Source organism: Streptomyces sp. NPDC030820, from assembly GCF_055572075.1.
The window spans coordinates 716174-730240 of sequence record NZ_JBVIEB010000002.1; the positions used below are offsets into that span (position 1 = coordinate 716174).

Annotated in this window: 18 protein-coding genes and 1 pseudogene; 8 read left to right on the plus strand and 11 right to left on the minus strand. The window is 66.7% G+C overall.

Annotation, left to right across the window (positions count from 1 at the left end; genetic code table 11):
• Positions 1 to 79: 79 nt before the first annotated feature.
• Positions 80 to 448, plus strand: a pseudogene (locus tag ACZ418_RS07915) (class I SAM-dependent methyltransferase); the annotation flags it as partial.
• 2 nt (positions 449 to 450) lie between these two features.
• On the opposite strand, the gene ACZ418_RS07920 reads toward ACZ418_RS07915, so the two are convergent.
• A complete protein-coding gene (locus tag ACZ418_RS07920) occupies positions 451 to 741 on the minus strand; it encodes a helix-turn-helix domain-containing protein (RefSeq protein WP_468358946.1) in 291 nt (96 codons plus the stop codon).
• Between the two features lie 620 nt (positions 742 to 1361).
• Between ACZ418_RS07920 and ACZ418_RS07925 the strand changes: the two genes are divergently transcribed.
• The 4 genes from ACZ418_RS07925 (at position 1362) to ACZ418_RS07940 (ending at position 3636) form a co-directional block, all read left to right on the plus strand.
• Positions 1362 to 1622, plus strand: coding sequence for a hypothetical protein (locus tag ACZ418_RS07925; protein WP_468358521.1), 261 nt, complete (start codon positions 1362 to 1364; stop codon positions 1620 to 1622).
• A 533-nt stretch (positions 1623 to 2155) separates the two neighbouring features.
• The gene (locus tag ACZ418_RS07930; protein ID WP_468358524.1) at positions 2156 to 2386 is read left to right on the plus strand and encodes a hypothetical protein; all 231 of its coding nucleotides are present in this window, start codon (positions 2156 to 2158) and stop codon (positions 2384 to 2386) included.
• A 396-nt stretch (positions 2387 to 2782) separates the two neighbouring features.
• Positions 2783 to 2980: a hypothetical protein gene (locus tag ACZ418_RS07935; RefSeq protein WP_468358527.1), complete on the plus strand. Its 198-nt coding sequence runs from the start codon at positions 2783 to 2785 to the stop codon at positions 2978 to 2980.
• An 83-nt stretch (positions 2981 to 3063) separates the two neighbouring features.
• Positions 3064 to 3636: a hypothetical protein gene (locus ACZ418_RS07940; protein WP_468358530.1), complete on the plus strand. Its 573-nt coding sequence runs from the start codon at positions 3064 to 3066 to the stop codon at positions 3634 to 3636.
• A 250-nt stretch (positions 3637 to 3886) separates the two neighbouring features.
• Here ACZ418_RS07940 and ACZ418_RS07945 read toward each other — a convergent pair whose 3' ends face one another.
• From ACZ418_RS07945 to ACZ418_RS07970, 6 genes are all read right to left on the minus strand, one after another.
• Entirely contained in the window at positions 3887 to 5032 is a 1146-nt protein-coding gene (locus ACZ418_RS07945; RefSeq protein WP_468358533.1) for a methyltransferase domain-containing protein, read from the minus strand.
• A gap of 18 nt (positions 5033 to 5050) precedes the next feature.
• Positions 5051 to 5917 carry a radical SAM/SPASM domain-containing protein gene (locus ACZ418_RS07950; protein ID WP_468358536.1) on the minus strand — a complete coding sequence of 289 codons (867 nt, stop codon included), beginning with the start codon at positions 5915 to 5917 and terminating at the stop codon, positions 5051 to 5053.
• A gap of 52 nt (positions 5918 to 5969) precedes the next feature.
• Positions 5970 to 6128, minus strand: a complete 159-nt coding sequence (locus ACZ418_RS07955; RefSeq protein WP_468358539.1) for a hypothetical protein — start codon at positions 6126 to 6128, stop codon at positions 5970 to 5972.
• A gap of 117 nt (positions 6129 to 6245) precedes the next feature.
• Positions 6246 to 6614 carry a hypothetical protein gene (locus ACZ418_RS07960; protein ID WP_468358542.1) on the minus strand — a complete coding sequence of 123 codons (369 nt, stop codon included), beginning with the start codon at positions 6612 to 6614 and terminating at the stop codon, positions 6246 to 6248.
• Positions 6615 to 6727: 113 nt separating this feature from the next.
• Positions 6728 to 6997: a DUF7848 domain-containing protein gene (locus ACZ418_RS07965; RefSeq protein WP_468358545.1), complete on the minus strand. Its 270-nt coding sequence runs from the start codon at positions 6995 to 6997 to the stop codon at positions 6728 to 6730.
• Positions 6994 to 7248: a hypothetical protein gene (locus ACZ418_RS07970; protein WP_468358548.1), complete on the minus strand. Its 255-nt coding sequence runs from the start codon at positions 7246 to 7248 to the stop codon at positions 6994 to 6996. Before ACZ418_RS07970 ends, ACZ418_RS07965 begins: the two co-directional genes overlap by 4 nt.
• A 106-nt stretch (positions 7249 to 7354) precedes the next feature.
• Here ACZ418_RS07970 and ACZ418_RS07975 point away from each other — a divergent pair, with 106 nt between their 5' ends.
• The 3 genes from ACZ418_RS07975 (at position 7355) to ACZ418_RS07985 (ending at position 8985) form a co-directional block, all read left to right on the plus strand.
• A complete protein-coding gene (locus ACZ418_RS07975; RefSeq protein ID WP_468358552.1) occupies positions 7355 to 8182 on the plus strand; it encodes a helix-turn-helix domain-containing protein in 828 nt (275 codons plus the stop codon).
• Positions 8179 to 8388, plus strand: coding sequence for a DUF397 domain-containing protein (locus ACZ418_RS07980; RefSeq protein WP_468358556.1), 210 nt, complete (start codon positions 8179 to 8181; stop codon positions 8386 to 8388). The genes ACZ418_RS07975 and ACZ418_RS07980 overlap by 4 nt, the downstream gene beginning before the upstream one ends.
• 219 nt (positions 8389 to 8607) lie before the next feature.
• Positions 8608 to 8985: an SH3 domain-containing protein gene (locus tag ACZ418_RS07985; protein ID WP_468358559.1), complete on the plus strand. Its 378-nt coding sequence runs from the start codon at positions 8608 to 8610 to the stop codon at positions 8983 to 8985.
• A 1241-nt stretch (positions 8986 to 10226) separates the two neighbouring features.
• Here the strand turns inward: ACZ418_RS07985 and phoU are convergent.
• The 4 genes from phoU to ACZ418_RS08005 form a co-directional block, all read right to left on the minus strand.
• Positions 10227 to 10901: a phosphate signaling complex protein PhoU gene (gene phoU / locus ACZ418_RS07990; protein ID WP_451006470.1), complete on the minus strand. Its 675-nt coding sequence runs from the start codon at positions 10899 to 10901 to the stop codon at positions 10227 to 10229.
• 99 nt (positions 10902 to 11000) lie between these two features.
• Positions 11001 to 11483: a DUF6328 family protein gene (locus ACZ418_RS07995; protein ID WP_468358563.1), complete on the minus strand. Its 483-nt coding sequence runs from the start codon at positions 11481 to 11483 to the stop codon at positions 11001 to 11003.
• A 258-nt stretch (positions 11484 to 11741) separates the two neighbouring features.
• Positions 11742 to 12908: a PP2C family protein-serine/threonine phosphatase gene (locus tag ACZ418_RS08000; RefSeq protein WP_468358565.1), complete on the minus strand. Its 1167-nt coding sequence runs from the start codon at positions 12906 to 12908 to the stop codon at positions 11742 to 11744.
• Between the two features lie 306 nt (positions 12909 to 13214).
• Positions 13215 to 14018, minus strand: a complete 804-nt coding sequence (locus ACZ418_RS08005) for a GntR family transcriptional regulator (protein WP_468358568.1) — start codon at positions 14016 to 14018, stop codon at positions 13215 to 13217.
• Positions 14019 to 14067 lie beyond the last annotated feature (49 nt).

A 14067-nucleotide genomic window follows, 5' to 3' on the forward strand; every position in this document is an offset into this window, starting at 1 on the left:
CGCTTTATGGTCATGTCTGCGGTCGGGTAACAGCCGGTCGTGCTTCCAGGGTATTACGCAGACGAGGGGGGCAGTTTTCATGACGACGAGTACGGGCACCGACTGGGCCGCGTGGCAGGAGAGCTGGGACCGGCAGCAGGAGTGGTACATGCCGGACCGCGAGGAACGCTTCCGGATCATGCTCGACATGGTCGAGGCGCTGGTCGGTACCGCCCCGCGGGTCCTCGACCTCGCCTGCGGCACCGGCAGCATCACCGCCCGGCTGCTGCAGCGGTTCCCGGACGCCACCAGTACCGGCGTCGACCTCGACCCGGCCCTGCTGGCCATCGCCCGCGGCACCTTCGAGGGCGACGAGCGGGTCACCTTCGTCACCGCCGACCTCAAGGATCCCGACTGGCGGGCGGAACTGCCGTACGGCTCCTACGACGCCGTCCTGACCGGGAGCGCCTGTTAACCACACTGTACCCGCCTTGATCCCCTGGAATCTGGCTGACCTTGGATTTCGTCACCACGAAGGCAGAAGATAGCCCCGTCCGACAAGTGCCGGACGGGGCTTGATGATTGATGGAGCACCTCGACCGGCGGGGTCGACCGGCCGTTCTCGTACATCGAAACGGCGGTAAAGCTGCGCTCGAGTACAGCGGCCAGCTCGACCTGGGTTACACCACGCTCGCGCCGGATCTGGCGCAGCGCGTCAGGGCTGAATGTGCGTGCAGGCATCGGGGTTCCCGTCGTCAGCATTGCGTGGGTGCCGTACACGGCGGGGAACCTGGGGCCGCACCGCCGTAGAGGGGCCCTGACCGGGGGCTGTGCCGCCCGGCTGGTACCAGGAGAGCACGGGATTTCAGCCCCGCACAATTTGCGGTTGAAGTAAGTAGCTCAGGGGCCGCCGACCCCCCTCCGCGGCTGTCACGAGCCGTGATCGCCAAGCACGAGAGGTGACCGCCGGCTGAACGGGAGGCTGCTGACTCGCGACCCAGTCAGCCCCGCCCCAACTCGACCGAGGCGGGGCTTTCTTGCGCTCTAGCGAAGATCACATTGATATGCGCTACCATCACTCGCTGAGGGCTACGACGATCCTCCGCACCTGGGCGTCCCGACAGCGGTCGAGAAACCAGGACGCATCAGCTGTCATTGACGGGGATGTTTCCGCCAAGGCTCCCCACGACGCGAGTCGGTGAGGGCTGGTGAGTTTCAACCAAATGTCTAAGTAACACGTTCAGAAGTACCAGTGGGCCGAGAGCACGGTCCACAAACGAGATCATTTGCGCAGCGCGTCAGCGCAGGTGTCTCGACCCGAAGAGAGGGAACACCCACTCGGGTCGAGGTGCCTGCGGCACCGGCTTGGGTGCGTGTTCCTCATGAACACGAAGGGAAAGTCGGTGGACGGCACCGCCATCATCATCATTCTCGCCATCGCTGGCGTGGCTTCCGTGCTGCTCTTCGCGATCAAGGGCCTCCTTGATCAGCTCCCCGACGTCTTCGACTCGTTCCGCCGTGCGCGCGACGCGTGGAAGCGCCTCAAGGAGGAGCAGGGCGAGGTGGCCAAGCCCGGCGACGTGGAGGAGCCGCCGCCCTCGGTGACGGTCCCAGCGGACGACGAGGAGCCGCCCGCCGCCTAGTTCGCCCCGTCCACCCCGCCTTCAGAACTGGGGCGGGATGGACGTGTTTCACCAGCTCAACACGCAATTCCCCTGTTTTCACGCACAGTTCCGTGCTAGTGCGCTATTCTCGTGGTGTGCCCACGGTGGAGCTGCGAACTCCTGTGAGCACAAGACAGGTTGCCTGCGGTCATGCTTCGTGCTGCCGTGTGCGATCAGTCGGCAGAACTTCATGTCTTGTCACCTCTGTGATCCGCATGAGTACGCGGGGCGTTCCAGGGGACGTGTGATCTGTCTGGCTGCTGCGCTTGTACGGGAAAGCCACGTACACCCCAGAAGCCATCCGACGTCGGGTTGCACTCGACTTAGGCTTGTCTTCTGCTTGCACCACGAACAGATAACTAACAGCCAGGTTCGCGCCTGGTTTCTGAGATTCCCGGCGAGACGTCGGATGCAGGGCTTCTCAGTTCGACCACAGTCATTGTGGCCGAGCTGACGAATGCCCTGCGCATGAGCCACTGCTCGGTCACCCAACCCGAAAGGTACCGAGTCAGTTGGACGGGGCTACGACGCTCGCCATCCTCGCCGTCGCAGGGGTGGCCTCGATCTTCCTCTTCGCGCTGAAGGGCGTGTTGGATCAGGTTCCGGACGTGATCGATTCGGCCAGCCGCGCGCGTGACGCTTGGCACCGCTTCAAGCGCAAGGCCGACGAGCAACCCACCGTCGCGACGGTGGTGGAGATGCCGCCCCAGACGGACGAAGAGCAGCCGCCCGCCGCCGCGTAGGCCCGTCCCGGGCTCCCGTGGGGTCTCCCGCCTCACGAGAGCCCGCCCCGGGGCACGGGAGCCGGCCAACGCATGAGAGGCCACGGGGGATACCGTCCCAGGGCTCGCGCTCGTCGACCCGCCAACGCGGCACGACTCCGGTACAGTTGGAAGCCTCGGAGAAATCCGCAGGGCGACCTCGGCACCGACGGCTGGGGCGTGGCAGGGGTGGAGCCCCAGCCTTAACGCAGACTGCGGTTCGGTCCAAGAAAGAGGTACGGCCGACCAGCCTTGGCCAGGCACCTGAATGGTTGAGCCCCATCGTCGGTGGGCCTCGGTCAGATCACACGTATGTCACGTGGTGATCGGACTGAGGCGTACGCGAACGGTCTGATCACCGGAAGGGTACTCGGACCGTTGAATCTCTCCTTCGGCGTCAAGCTGCTGGTCTTCGTGATCTGCCTCCTGCTCTCCGTCATCGTCGGCATCGTGGCGGGTCTCATCCACCACAAGCCCACCACCCCCAAGGGACCCGCGTTCTTGTACGGCGGCGGCGTCTTCGGTGGCTCGCTGACGCTGTGCCTGGTGGCGCTAACGTCGCTCGGCGTGCTCTGAACGCGCGGAAGCCCCGGGGTTCGGCCACCGGGGCTTCGCCAATTTCAGCTCCACGGTGCCGCACCCATGCCTACGCTGCCGACGTGACGATCACACCTGTTGCCCTAGCCCTGATCAGTACCGGTGCCGGGTTACTGGGGTCCGTCATCGGCACGGTCGCCACCCTGGTGTCGGCCAGCCTCACTCAGCGGGCGACCCGTGACCGCGAGAGCGAATTCAAGGTGTGGGAACGCCGCGCCGACGCGATCGAGGAAGCGCACCGGAAGATGCTCGCACTCGGCAACACGCGCGACACCGCTTGGGAACGCAGGGAGCTGCCCAGCGGCATGAGTCCCCAGGATCTCGACCCGGGACACCAAGACGAGCAGTTCCGGCTGGTCGTCACCAAGCTGACGCTCTATACGACGCGTGAGCTGGTACAGGCGTACCGAGACTCGAACCAAGCGTTCCTGAGGTCGCTGCTCGGCATCCAGGGGATTCGACTCGCGCTCACAGAGAGGGGCCCCGAGAGTGACAGGTTGAGGAGGCAGCGGAACATCAACGCGGCCGTGACAGCCGCCACTCAGGCCATCGAGAAATCTAAGGCCGCCGACGAACGCCTTGAAGCCGCGCTCCGAGAAGCCGCTGCCCTGGCGGCCACCCGCCGCCGACGTTAGCCGGCCTGCTTCGCGTCGCTGACGAACGTATATGATCTTCCCTACTTCTATAGTGCGTCACCGAGGTCTCTGTTGCACCTGCAGCGGAGAAGCGGCTGATCAGCTCAGCCGTCGGCCTCCCGTCGACTACGTAGCGCGGAGCCCCGCCCGCACGCCACGGGGGCAGCACACGGACGGGGCGGTGTCGGTGACGCTCGGGCCGCGCCACCGACCAGCACACCGAGGGGTGGGGGACTGCGGTGTGCCGGGCTTACAGGGCGCCCATGGACGCGCGCCACCGACCACGGGACAGGTGGCACACTCCATCGGGCGTGATGCGGACTCGGGCGCCGAGTAGGGGCAACGCGCCCTCGGCGTTGAGCCGGTTCCGGATGCGTTCCAGGGCATCCCAGAGCCGCTGCGGGCCGCTCTGGTGGACTTCCGGCGGGTCGGTCCACTTGGCGGACGCGCGCGCCCATGAGCCATCCGGGTGGACGAGGTAGGCGGTCCGGTGGCGTCCATTGATCTCGTAGTCGACCTCGACGCCCGGCGTGGTCACTTCCAGCATGGACCGGAGTTCCCACGCGTTCGCAACGTCTACCACGGGATACCGGCCGGTGCTCGTCTCCTCCCCCTGACCCCCGCGAGCGAGGGCGAACAGGTGCGCGAGGATGGGCGGGTAGTCGTCCCCGGACCGGGTGATCATGAAGCCCGCCATATCCCGCTCTACCTGCCCGACCACATCCCCGTTGCTGTCTTTCCATCCGGTGATGATCAGGGAAGTGCGCGCGAGGGTCGTTGCGATGCGCCCTCCGGGTTCCAGGGCGCTGAGTACCGCCCGGAGCCCCGGCCCTGGAGATAGCGCAACCGTGCTCACGATCCGGTCGTATGAGCCCGGTACGTGCTCGGTGGCGTCAGCTGTGATCATCTTCGGGTGGTGGCCCATGGACGCAAGCCGTTCCCCTGCCGCGCTGACTAGGTACGGGTCCACGTCCAGACTCGTCACGCACCCGTCTCCGAGTCGGTGACAGGCGTACGCCGTGAGCCCGCCGGCTCCGGTTCCCAAGTCGAGCAGGGACAGCCCGTCGCCGAGTCGGCCGTGTCGCAGCATCCGGACAACCAAGCTCGGCAGTGTGGCGGATGAGGTGGGCAAGCCTTTGGGCTCGTCACCGGGCTTCGCCTGGTCGGCGTGCAGCGTGCCAACCCTGGTGATCAGCGACCGGTCTGCGTACGCGGCGTCCGCCCATGCTTCCGGGTCGCTCGGCCCGTCCCGCAGCACCCATCGTCCCGCGTCGTCCACGTCCCACCAACGCGGAACCAGTGTGTGACGGGCGGTGCGTGCCACGGGGGCGAGCCATCGCGAGTCTGGGTCGGTCACCTGGTCTGCAAGGGCGTGTGCCCTTGTCTCCCAATCCATGCCGCTGAGCCTTCCAGGTCAGTACGCGGGATCACACGCTTCGGTGTTGGCGGGATCGCAGTCGCCCGAGTCGTCCGGCGTGCACGCGTTCACGCGCGGGGGCGGAATGCTGGCCGACAGGTTCGCCCAAGCCTTCCCACGGAACAGCTCGACGAGCCGCGTTTCCCGCACGTTGCCTGCCGGGAAGTCGCGCGAAAGCACGCAGCCGGCAAGGTCCCCGTTCGGGAGGATGGCGGCCCGGCCCCTGGTGCACCTGCCGCACATCTCGTCCAACGTCGGCTTCGTGCCGGGCAGTGCGGCACGACCCACGGCGCGTACTCGGTCCGTGTTGATGTGCTTCACGCCCATGGATTCCAGCTCGGCGCGGGCTTCGGCTACGCGCTGCCCCGGCAGGAGGTCCACGAGCCCGGCCCGGATGGTGACCCCACGGTTGACCGCTGCCCGGATGTTGCACCGTGTGCGGACGTAGCTTCCGGCGCGGCCCGTGATCTTGTCGTGTTCGGCGGGGTCATCGCTGTAGTAGCTCGTACCGAGCGTCACCCCGTCGCGCGTGAACAGGTCCCACCACTCGGGCCTGACGTGGAACAGGTTTGAGTACACCTCGACGTGCAGTCCGAGCGACAGCCCGAGTTCCGTGAACTCACGCCAGTTCGGGTGCGTGGTCGGCTCACCGCCGATGAGCTGAATGGTCCGGATGCCCAGAGCGGCGGCGTCCGTAATGACCGCGCGCCAATCAGTGGGCGTCATCGTGCCGTGCGTCGCCTGCGGGCTGGACTCGGACAGACAGTGCGTGCAGGTGAGCTGGCACTTACCGGTGATCTCCAGTTCCAGGGACTGGATACCGGCGACGGGGGATGCGGCGGGCGGTTCAAGGAGTGTGGTCACTGCTGCTTCCTTCCGCTTGATGGGTGTGGGCTTCCGTGGCCGGACAGCGCCGCTACGCAATGAGCAGCAGATAGCCGCCGAGAGATGCGGTGGCACCCTCGTCCTGGTGGTCGTCGTCGCCCTGGTCGTCCGGGGCGGCTGGCTCGGCGGCCTCGGTGTCGCTGCCGGTGGGCTCGGGCTTGGCGGTGTTGGGCTCGGTGGTCGCGGTCATCTCCGCGCCCCTTTCCTTCGGACGGTCCCGGCCCGGTCGGGCTCGGGGTAGTGCCCGCCCCCTGCCACAGAGCGAGTCAATGTGGCGGGAGCGGAGTCTCAGAGAGGGCGGCTGGCTCTACCGCCACGGGTCCTCGGCGAGCACGTACAGGGGATGCGATAACCCGCCGATTCGGTGGCACATCGGTTCCGGTGCCGGCGGTGCGCCCTCGTCGGTCGATAGCCCGATCGGCCAGACGGCCAGGGTGTAGGTGCAGTCCGTATCCAGGAACTTCGCGAACATCGGATGCCCGCCCTTGAGATGCTGGCGCGCTTCGCGCTCCTCGGTCCGGTCGGTCGTCCAGGCCCTGAGTTCTGCGGGGCAATCCGGAAGGGGCATGCTCGCCACGAGCATGGACGGGTGCACCCACCCCGAACTGAGGGGATCGAGGTCAAGCCGATCCGCGATGTGCAGTGCTTCGCTGCGGAGCCAGCGCAGCGCGAGCACAGGGGAAATGGTCCGGTAGGTGGCTAAGACGTACCGGGTGCTCTCTCCTGCGCCGCACACAAACCCCTGGGCGAGCACCTCGCACCAGTAACCCGCTGGCTCCGGTCGACTGGTCATGTCGGCCCCTGGCGCCACATGACCCACGGGCGCTCGATCACCTCGGCGTAACTCGTGTGCTCGGGATGCGCGCGCATGTGGTCGAACGCCCACCCCTGCGGTTCGGTGGGGTCCTCGCTCGGCGGCGACTCCTTGGCACACTCGGTGTCGTCGTCGTTGAGCGTGAGGCACCGAAACGCGTACATCGTCGGCGGAGCGTCTTCGTCATGGTCCGGCCGAAGCGTCCAGTTGAAAAGGGCGAACTTCCGACGGGTTCGGGTACTCACAGCAGCTCACCCCGGCTACGCGCATTCGCGCGGGCAGTCTCGGCATGCAAGCGCTGCACGGGGCTCGCCGGCCGCACCTCATCCGGGTCAACCGACCATTCCTTGCCGCCCCCGACCGGACGCAGATGCCAGTATCCGTACGCCACGCCCCGGAACTCGCCGACCCGATCACGCCCGTCCACCACGAGCGTGCCAGGGCTCGGAACGTCCGGGGGGCCCTGCCACTGGGCGGGGTCGTTCTTGCCGGACACGACCGCTCCTCTCCGTAGTGCTTCCACTACCAGGGCGATTCAGCGTGGCCTACAGTCGAGGTGTCTTCAACTTGCAGTGTTTGCACGGAGAGTTGGACGGTGGCCGTTGAACCGGAAAGAGCTGGACCCCGAGAAGTCACCCGGAGCGGCGTTCGGGCAGCGTTTGCGCACGTTGCGGGATGAGCGGGGTTGGACTCAAGACGAGCTGGGCGAACGGATGGGCTACTCAGGGACGCACATTTCCGCCGTGGAAACTGGCCGTCGGCCCCCAACTCCTCGCTTCTCGCGGAGTGCTGACAAGGCCCTTGGCACAGGCGACCAGTTGGAGCGTCAAGAGAGGGCCGTACGACACACAGCGCTGCTGGAGGGGTTCCCGGACTTCGTGGAACAGGAGGTACGGGCCACTGAGATTCGACTCTTTGAGCTGGGAATCGTTCCTGGGTTGCTCCAGACACCGGAGTACGCCGCAGCAATCACCACGGGTGCTGTGCGGCGAGGGGCCATCACGGAGCACCAAGCGGCAGAACGGCTATCCACACTCGCTGATCGTCAGGCGTCCCTAGAGCGCACGCCGGCGCCCATGATCTATGCGGTCCTGGACGAGAGTTGCATAAGGCGGGCCGTGGGCGGCCCCCAAGTCATGGCGGCCCAACTGGACCGACTTGCAGCATTCGCTGAGCTGCCTTCCACGGTCCTCCAAGTGGCGCCATACGATCTCGGCGAGCGTCGGGCGTTTGACCTGCCGGTGACCCTGTTGACCCTGCCGGATCGGTCCCACGTCGCTTATGCCGAGTCTGCGTTACAGGGTCGCCTAGAGCGAGATACGAGGTTCGTACAGCCCATGCTCACGGCCTACCATCAACTACAGGCCGAAGCGCTGTCGCAAGCGGCGTCGGTGGCCATGATCGAACAGCTTCGAAAGGGCACCCCGTGACGACCGAAGACCCGCAGTGGTTCACGTCCTCGTACAGCAGCAACGGCGGCCAGTGCATCCAGGTCGCCACGAATCTTGCCGCCACGTGCGGTGTGGTCCCCGTCCGTGACTCTAAGAACCCGAATGGTGCGGTCCTGACCTTCCCCGCCGACTCGTTCTCGTCCTTCGTAGCGGGTGTCAAGGCGGGAGAGATCGACACCGTTTGACCGCTCGCGCCTCGCGGTGCTGGTTGAAGACGGAAGCCCTGTCACGCTCCGATGCCCGGAGGCATGGCGGGGCTTTCGCATGCTGTCCATAGAGCCACTCATCCGGATAAGTGGTTGACCGCTTCCGAGTTGTCGTTGGATGCTGGCCACTCATCCGGATGAGTGGCTACCGGTTGGTTGGCGGCTGCTCGTCCTCTTCGAGTCGAGAGGATCTGAATCATGGGGCGTAAGGCTCTGCGGACACTGGTGGTGTCGGGTGCGCTGGTGGCCGGCGTCGGCCTGGTGGGCGTATCGGCGGCGTCGGCCATGCCGGTGGACCCGGGCTACTCGTCGGGCGGTTCCGGGGCGGGTGTGTCGTATCCGGCGGATCAGTCGGTGTTCAAGTCGGCGACGGTGGACGGGTTGCGGGTGCGCACGGGTCCGGGAACGGATCGGGCGATACTCGGCTTGATCTACGAGGGTCAGTCGGTGCAGGTGATCACCTCTGCCTACGACGACACGGGCCAGGTGTGGGACGAGGTGATGTTGCAGACCGCGTCGGCGGGCGGCCTGCCGGGCGGCTACATCGGGTGGGTTACTGAGGAGTACCTCTACTGACCCACGGCTTAGGAAGGTGATCTAGTGGGCGGCCTCTTCCCTGTCTCGGCAGGGAGGAGCCGTTTCGTCGTGATTGCGCCGTGATCCGTGTTAACTCTGTGCTCAGGCTATGGAGTTGGTGTGTTTTTTGCTCCGGTTTCATAATCTGACTGTCTGTAGCTGAGCGCTCGCAGGGTGCGCGGACATAGGCTGCTGGCCTATGTGACCGACACGTGTTCGATTCGATGCGGGGCGGTCTCCTGTGGTGAACGGCGGCACTACGGGGGCCGGAAAGGGTGTGCGAACGTGAACGCTCAGGGGGAAGATTACGGCGGGGCCGACGACGCCGTGTTCGTGCCCGGAGTTGACTACCTGTCAGGTTGGCGTGAAGCGTACGAGGCTGCCGAAGAACTGAACGCCAGCCTAGGCAAACTCGGTGTGGACGCTCGGGCGGTGCGGGCCGTACCTCACGCGGGGGCGCGCGGTGAGCCGGTGGTGTGGCTGCGTCCGGAGGGTGCCCGGTTAATCGCGCGAGTGCTGGAACGAGAGGGAAGTGAAGACAAGATGGGGCGGGACGACTGGCGTACGGTGGCGGGCTCGCGCGTGTGGGTCGAGATGGACAGGCGCGGGGAGTTCATTCGGTGTGAGGGGTGCCGACGGTCAATCCTGATCACGGGTGCGGGTCCTGCTCGGTTCGCCGCTGAGCGGCACGCGCGGACGTGCCGGAACTAGCGGGTGAGGGTGCCTCGGTGTGCGGGGTCCGGCTGACTGGGGGTCGTCGGCTACAGCTCCTCACGGCGGCGGCACCGTGTGAGATCGCGTGCGTGGTGACCTCACGCGCGCACGGATCTTGACCACGACGAAACCTGTTTCGCGCGTGAGGTTGCCACGCGTGGGCGGGGTCCAGGGGTGCGCTGTAGCGCCCCTGGTACCACCGCCCGCAACCATGTCCGTCACGGCGTTGGATGCCACGGTGAGCGGCGTTGACGCCCTCCATGAACCACTCGTCCCCCGTGCGGAGTTGGCACCTGTGATGGGGGAGTGTGGGCTTCGCTGGCTACCTCCGCCAGGACCTCGACGCCGTCACGGCCGGCCTCACCCTTCCGTACAGCTCGGGAGCGGTCGAAGGGCACGTCAACCGGATCAAGATGCTCAAGCGCCAGATGTACGGACGGGCATCGTTCTCGCTGATGAGAGCCCTCATCCAACCGTAGACACCACGCAATCGCGGTGAGAGCCTCACAGGTAGCCGCAGGGTGCGGTCAGGCGGTCGTGGGCGGGTCGGTGGGCAGGTCTTCCGCATGCTCGCCGGTGACGAGGTAGACGACGCGTTGGGCCACGGCCACGGCATGGTCGGCGAAGCGTTCGTAGTAGCGGCCGACGAGCGTGGCGTCCACGGCCGTCTCGACGCCGTGGTGCCAACGGTCGTCCATGAGGTGCTGGAAGATCGTGCGGTGCAGTTCGTCCATGCGGTCGTCGTCCTTCTCCAGCTGGAGTGCCGCATCAACGTCATGGGTGATGAGCACCTCGGCGGCCTGCGCCATGAGGCGCTGCGCGAGCTGGCCCATCTCCAGGATCGTACGGCGCAGGTCACGTGGAACCGCCTGCTCGGGATAGCGCAGCCGGGCCAGCTTGGCCACATGCTGGGCCAGGTCTCCCGACCGTTCCAGGTCGGCGCTCATCCGCAGTGAGGTGACCACGATCCGCAGGTCGGTCGCGACCGGCTGCTGCCTGGCCAGCAGGGCGATCGCCCGGTCTTCCAGGTCACGCTGGAGGTCGTCGACCTTCGCGTCCCCTGCGATCACGTCCTCGGCCACCTTCAGGTCAGCGTCGAGGAGAGCGGTGGTGGCCCGGCCGATGGCGGAGCCGACCAGGTGTGCCATCTCCACCAGGCCCTCACTGATCGCGTCCAACTCTTCGTGATAAGCCTCTCGCATCGCGTCCTCACCATCCGGTTGTGTCCGTCAGCCTCCACCGTCTGTCAGGTTTGCACACATCGTTGCGCAGGCGGCGGCCACCGGGAGTTCCCGGCTGGATCACATACGTCGGACGACCCAGGGCAACAGGAACCACAGGCTGACGAAGATCGCTGTGGTCACGGTCGTGATGAAGATGGCTGCCGTACCGCCCAGGACGACGTCCATCAGCAGGAGAACGGCGCCGTTGAGCGCCAGCACCAGAAGGGCCAGGCCGATCTGCGCGTGCCGGGCAGACAGGGCAACGATGCGTGGCTTCACCCCTCGGTGGAACAGGCCGCGGTGCAAAGCGACGGGGGTGGCAAGGACTGCGGAGGTGACAACGGTCAGTAGCAGCGTCATCACGTAGGTGTCGCGCTGGAAGGCATCCAGTTGCGGGAAACGGCTGGTGAACGCCAGTCCCAGGAGGAAGGCGAAGAGGATCTGCACGCCGGTCTGGACGACGCGCAGTTCCTGAAGGAGCTCGGCAAGGTTGCGGTCGGCCCGCTCCTCGGGCGTTTCGTGGCGGGGCGCCTGCGGCTGCTGACCTGACTCTTTCGACATGGCCTTCACTGTCCGCTCGGCTTCAGGATCACGCCACAACCGGCGGAGTATGTGTCGGCCCGCGTACTGCCTGCGCCGCTTCTCGGAACATGTCCCCGGCCTGCATGGCAGCCGTCGCGCGGCCGTCCTTCCTGCCTACGGGCTCTTTTCCCAGGGAGTGAGAAACGCCCACGGCCCGCTGCCGGGGGGGCAGCGCGCCGTTTGCGGGCGTCGCACAAACGGCCGCCCGGATGTCCCGCCTCAGATGGCACGTGCAGTTCAGGAGCTTGCGCCGAACCTGCTCGTGTGGGTGACGCGCCCGTGATGGCGGTGTCGGTCGATGTCGGGCTCGCGGCGGAGCGCGACGAGAGCCGCGTCGTCGTCAAGGCGTCCACGGGTGTAGGCGAGCAGGTCGCGCCGGATGTGGTGCAACAGCGATTCCGGGCCGGTCTCCCTCCACTGGGCGGCCCGTGTCTCGAAGGGGTAGAAGTCTCCGTCGGCGTCGCGAGCTTCGATGACGCCATCGGTATAGAGCAGGAGCGTGTCACCGGGCTCGAAGGCGAGTACATCGATCTTGTATTCCTCCGTCCCCAGCTTGCCGATCCCCAGCGGTGGCGCGGGGTGCAGGCTGGGCACGATGAGGGAACTTTTAGGGCTGAGTACCAGGGGCGGGGGGTGCCCGCAGCTGACGATCCGGGTGATGGGGTCGTCGTCGGGGAGTTCCAGCAGCAAGGCGGTGGCGAAGCGTTCGCCGGTTTCCTCGGCCGGCTCGAAGTCGGCCAGGTAGCGGGTGACGCTCTGTTCCAGGGAAGCGGCCAGATCGGGCAGGGAGGTGTGCTGGTGAGCGGCTTCGCGGAAGGCTCCGAGCAGGAGGGCGGCCTCGCCGATGGCGGACAGCCCCTTGCCCCGCACATCGCCGATCATGATGCGCACACCACCGATGATGCGGGTGGCCGCGTAGAGGTCACCGCCGATCTGCGCCTCGTCCTCGGCGGCCAGGTACAGGCAGGCGATCCGCAGGGGACCGATCCGCTCCGGCAGCGGCCACAGCAGGACGTGCTGCGCGGCCTCCGCGACCGACCGCACCTGGGCCAGCTGACGTCGGGACCGCTCACGCACCACGCAAAAAAACACGATCATCGCTGACAGCACTGCCAGAGCGAGGATCTGTACCAGCACGTTACGCGAGGTCAGCACGCCGAAGTGCCAGCCGATGTACGACTGCGCCGCCACGGCGAGGAACCCGATCAGCCCGGTCAGCCATGGGCCGGCGAACGAGGCCGTGATCGCAGGAGCGATGACCAGCAGCGGACCTAGATGGATGTCCGCCGGGACGAACTGGTCCACCACTGTGATCACCACGATGAGCACGATCGGGATCACCAGCAGCGCATGACTCGACTGCCACACCTGCCGCACACCAGCCAAGCCATGCCCGGCCTCCATCCCTCCAGATTGCCACCACCCAAGGCAGCTGACGAACGACGGCTGGGATAGGAGCAGCGGCGGCAACGACATGCGTGTGATGACCACACCTGGCGGCCGTGTAGCTCACTTCCCCGGTGGCCGACTGAGCAGACGACAAAGCCCCCCGCGACGATTCCGCGGGGGGCTTCTCTGCTTGGTCGGGGTGGGTCGGGGTGTCGGGCGGCTGGCCGACCGGACGGGACCGGCCGAAGGCCGCACGCCCGGCCGAGGCGGCCAGAGCCGCCCGGCGCGCCGAAGGCGCGCCCTTGAGCAAGTAAAGAGAACTTACTCCGATTCGGATCGTCGGCGGGCGGCGCGCTTGACGGCTGGCTTCGTCGGGGTCACGGGGTAGGTGAGCTGGCATGTGGCGGCGGGGGCCTTCAGCTCCTCGCACAGCAACGGGCGGTCCTGGTCCGCGTCGGTGGTCACGCGGTAAGTGATCAGGAGGGGGCTGGCGTCGCTGAGTCCGAGTGCGGTCCGCTCGTCGGGATAGGGGGCGCGGGCGGTGACATGCTCGGTGAACGACAGGCTGAGTCCGGCTTCGGCAAGCTGCCGGTACAGGTCGATGATCTCGGCGTCTGGCTGCTCGGCCAGGGTGGGCACCTCGGCGGCGGTGGCCATAGGGATCAGAACACGGTGGGCCATGCGGGCGCCGGTCGCCGGATCGTGGATCAGGCGATCCACGTTGATGGCGTCCTGGTCCTGCTGGTCCAACAACAGTGCCGGGGGACCGTCCAGCGCGGTCCTGCTGACGGCGGGCGGCTCCGCCTCGTTCATCTCCGGAAGGTGCCAACTGCCCTTCGCACTGCGCTCGATGGACCGCACAACACGGGTGGCGGGGAGAACTCCCCCGGAGGGAAGTACCCTGCTGCCCTTGCCCTGCAAGGATTCCACGAGACCCATGCGGCGCAGCTCGGCGACGGCGGCACGCGCGGTGTGCTTGCCGATGCCGTACATCTTCACCATTTCCGCCTCGGACGGCAGGAGATCGCCGGCCTGGTAGCGGCCTCGCTTGATGTCCGTGGCCATGCGCTGAGCCACCTGCAAGTACATGGACGGGGCGCGTTCGATGTGCTCTCGGGCTGCCATGGCGTGTGTCCTTCTCGGGTCGGCGGTCTAGGTACTCGAACTCAGATGC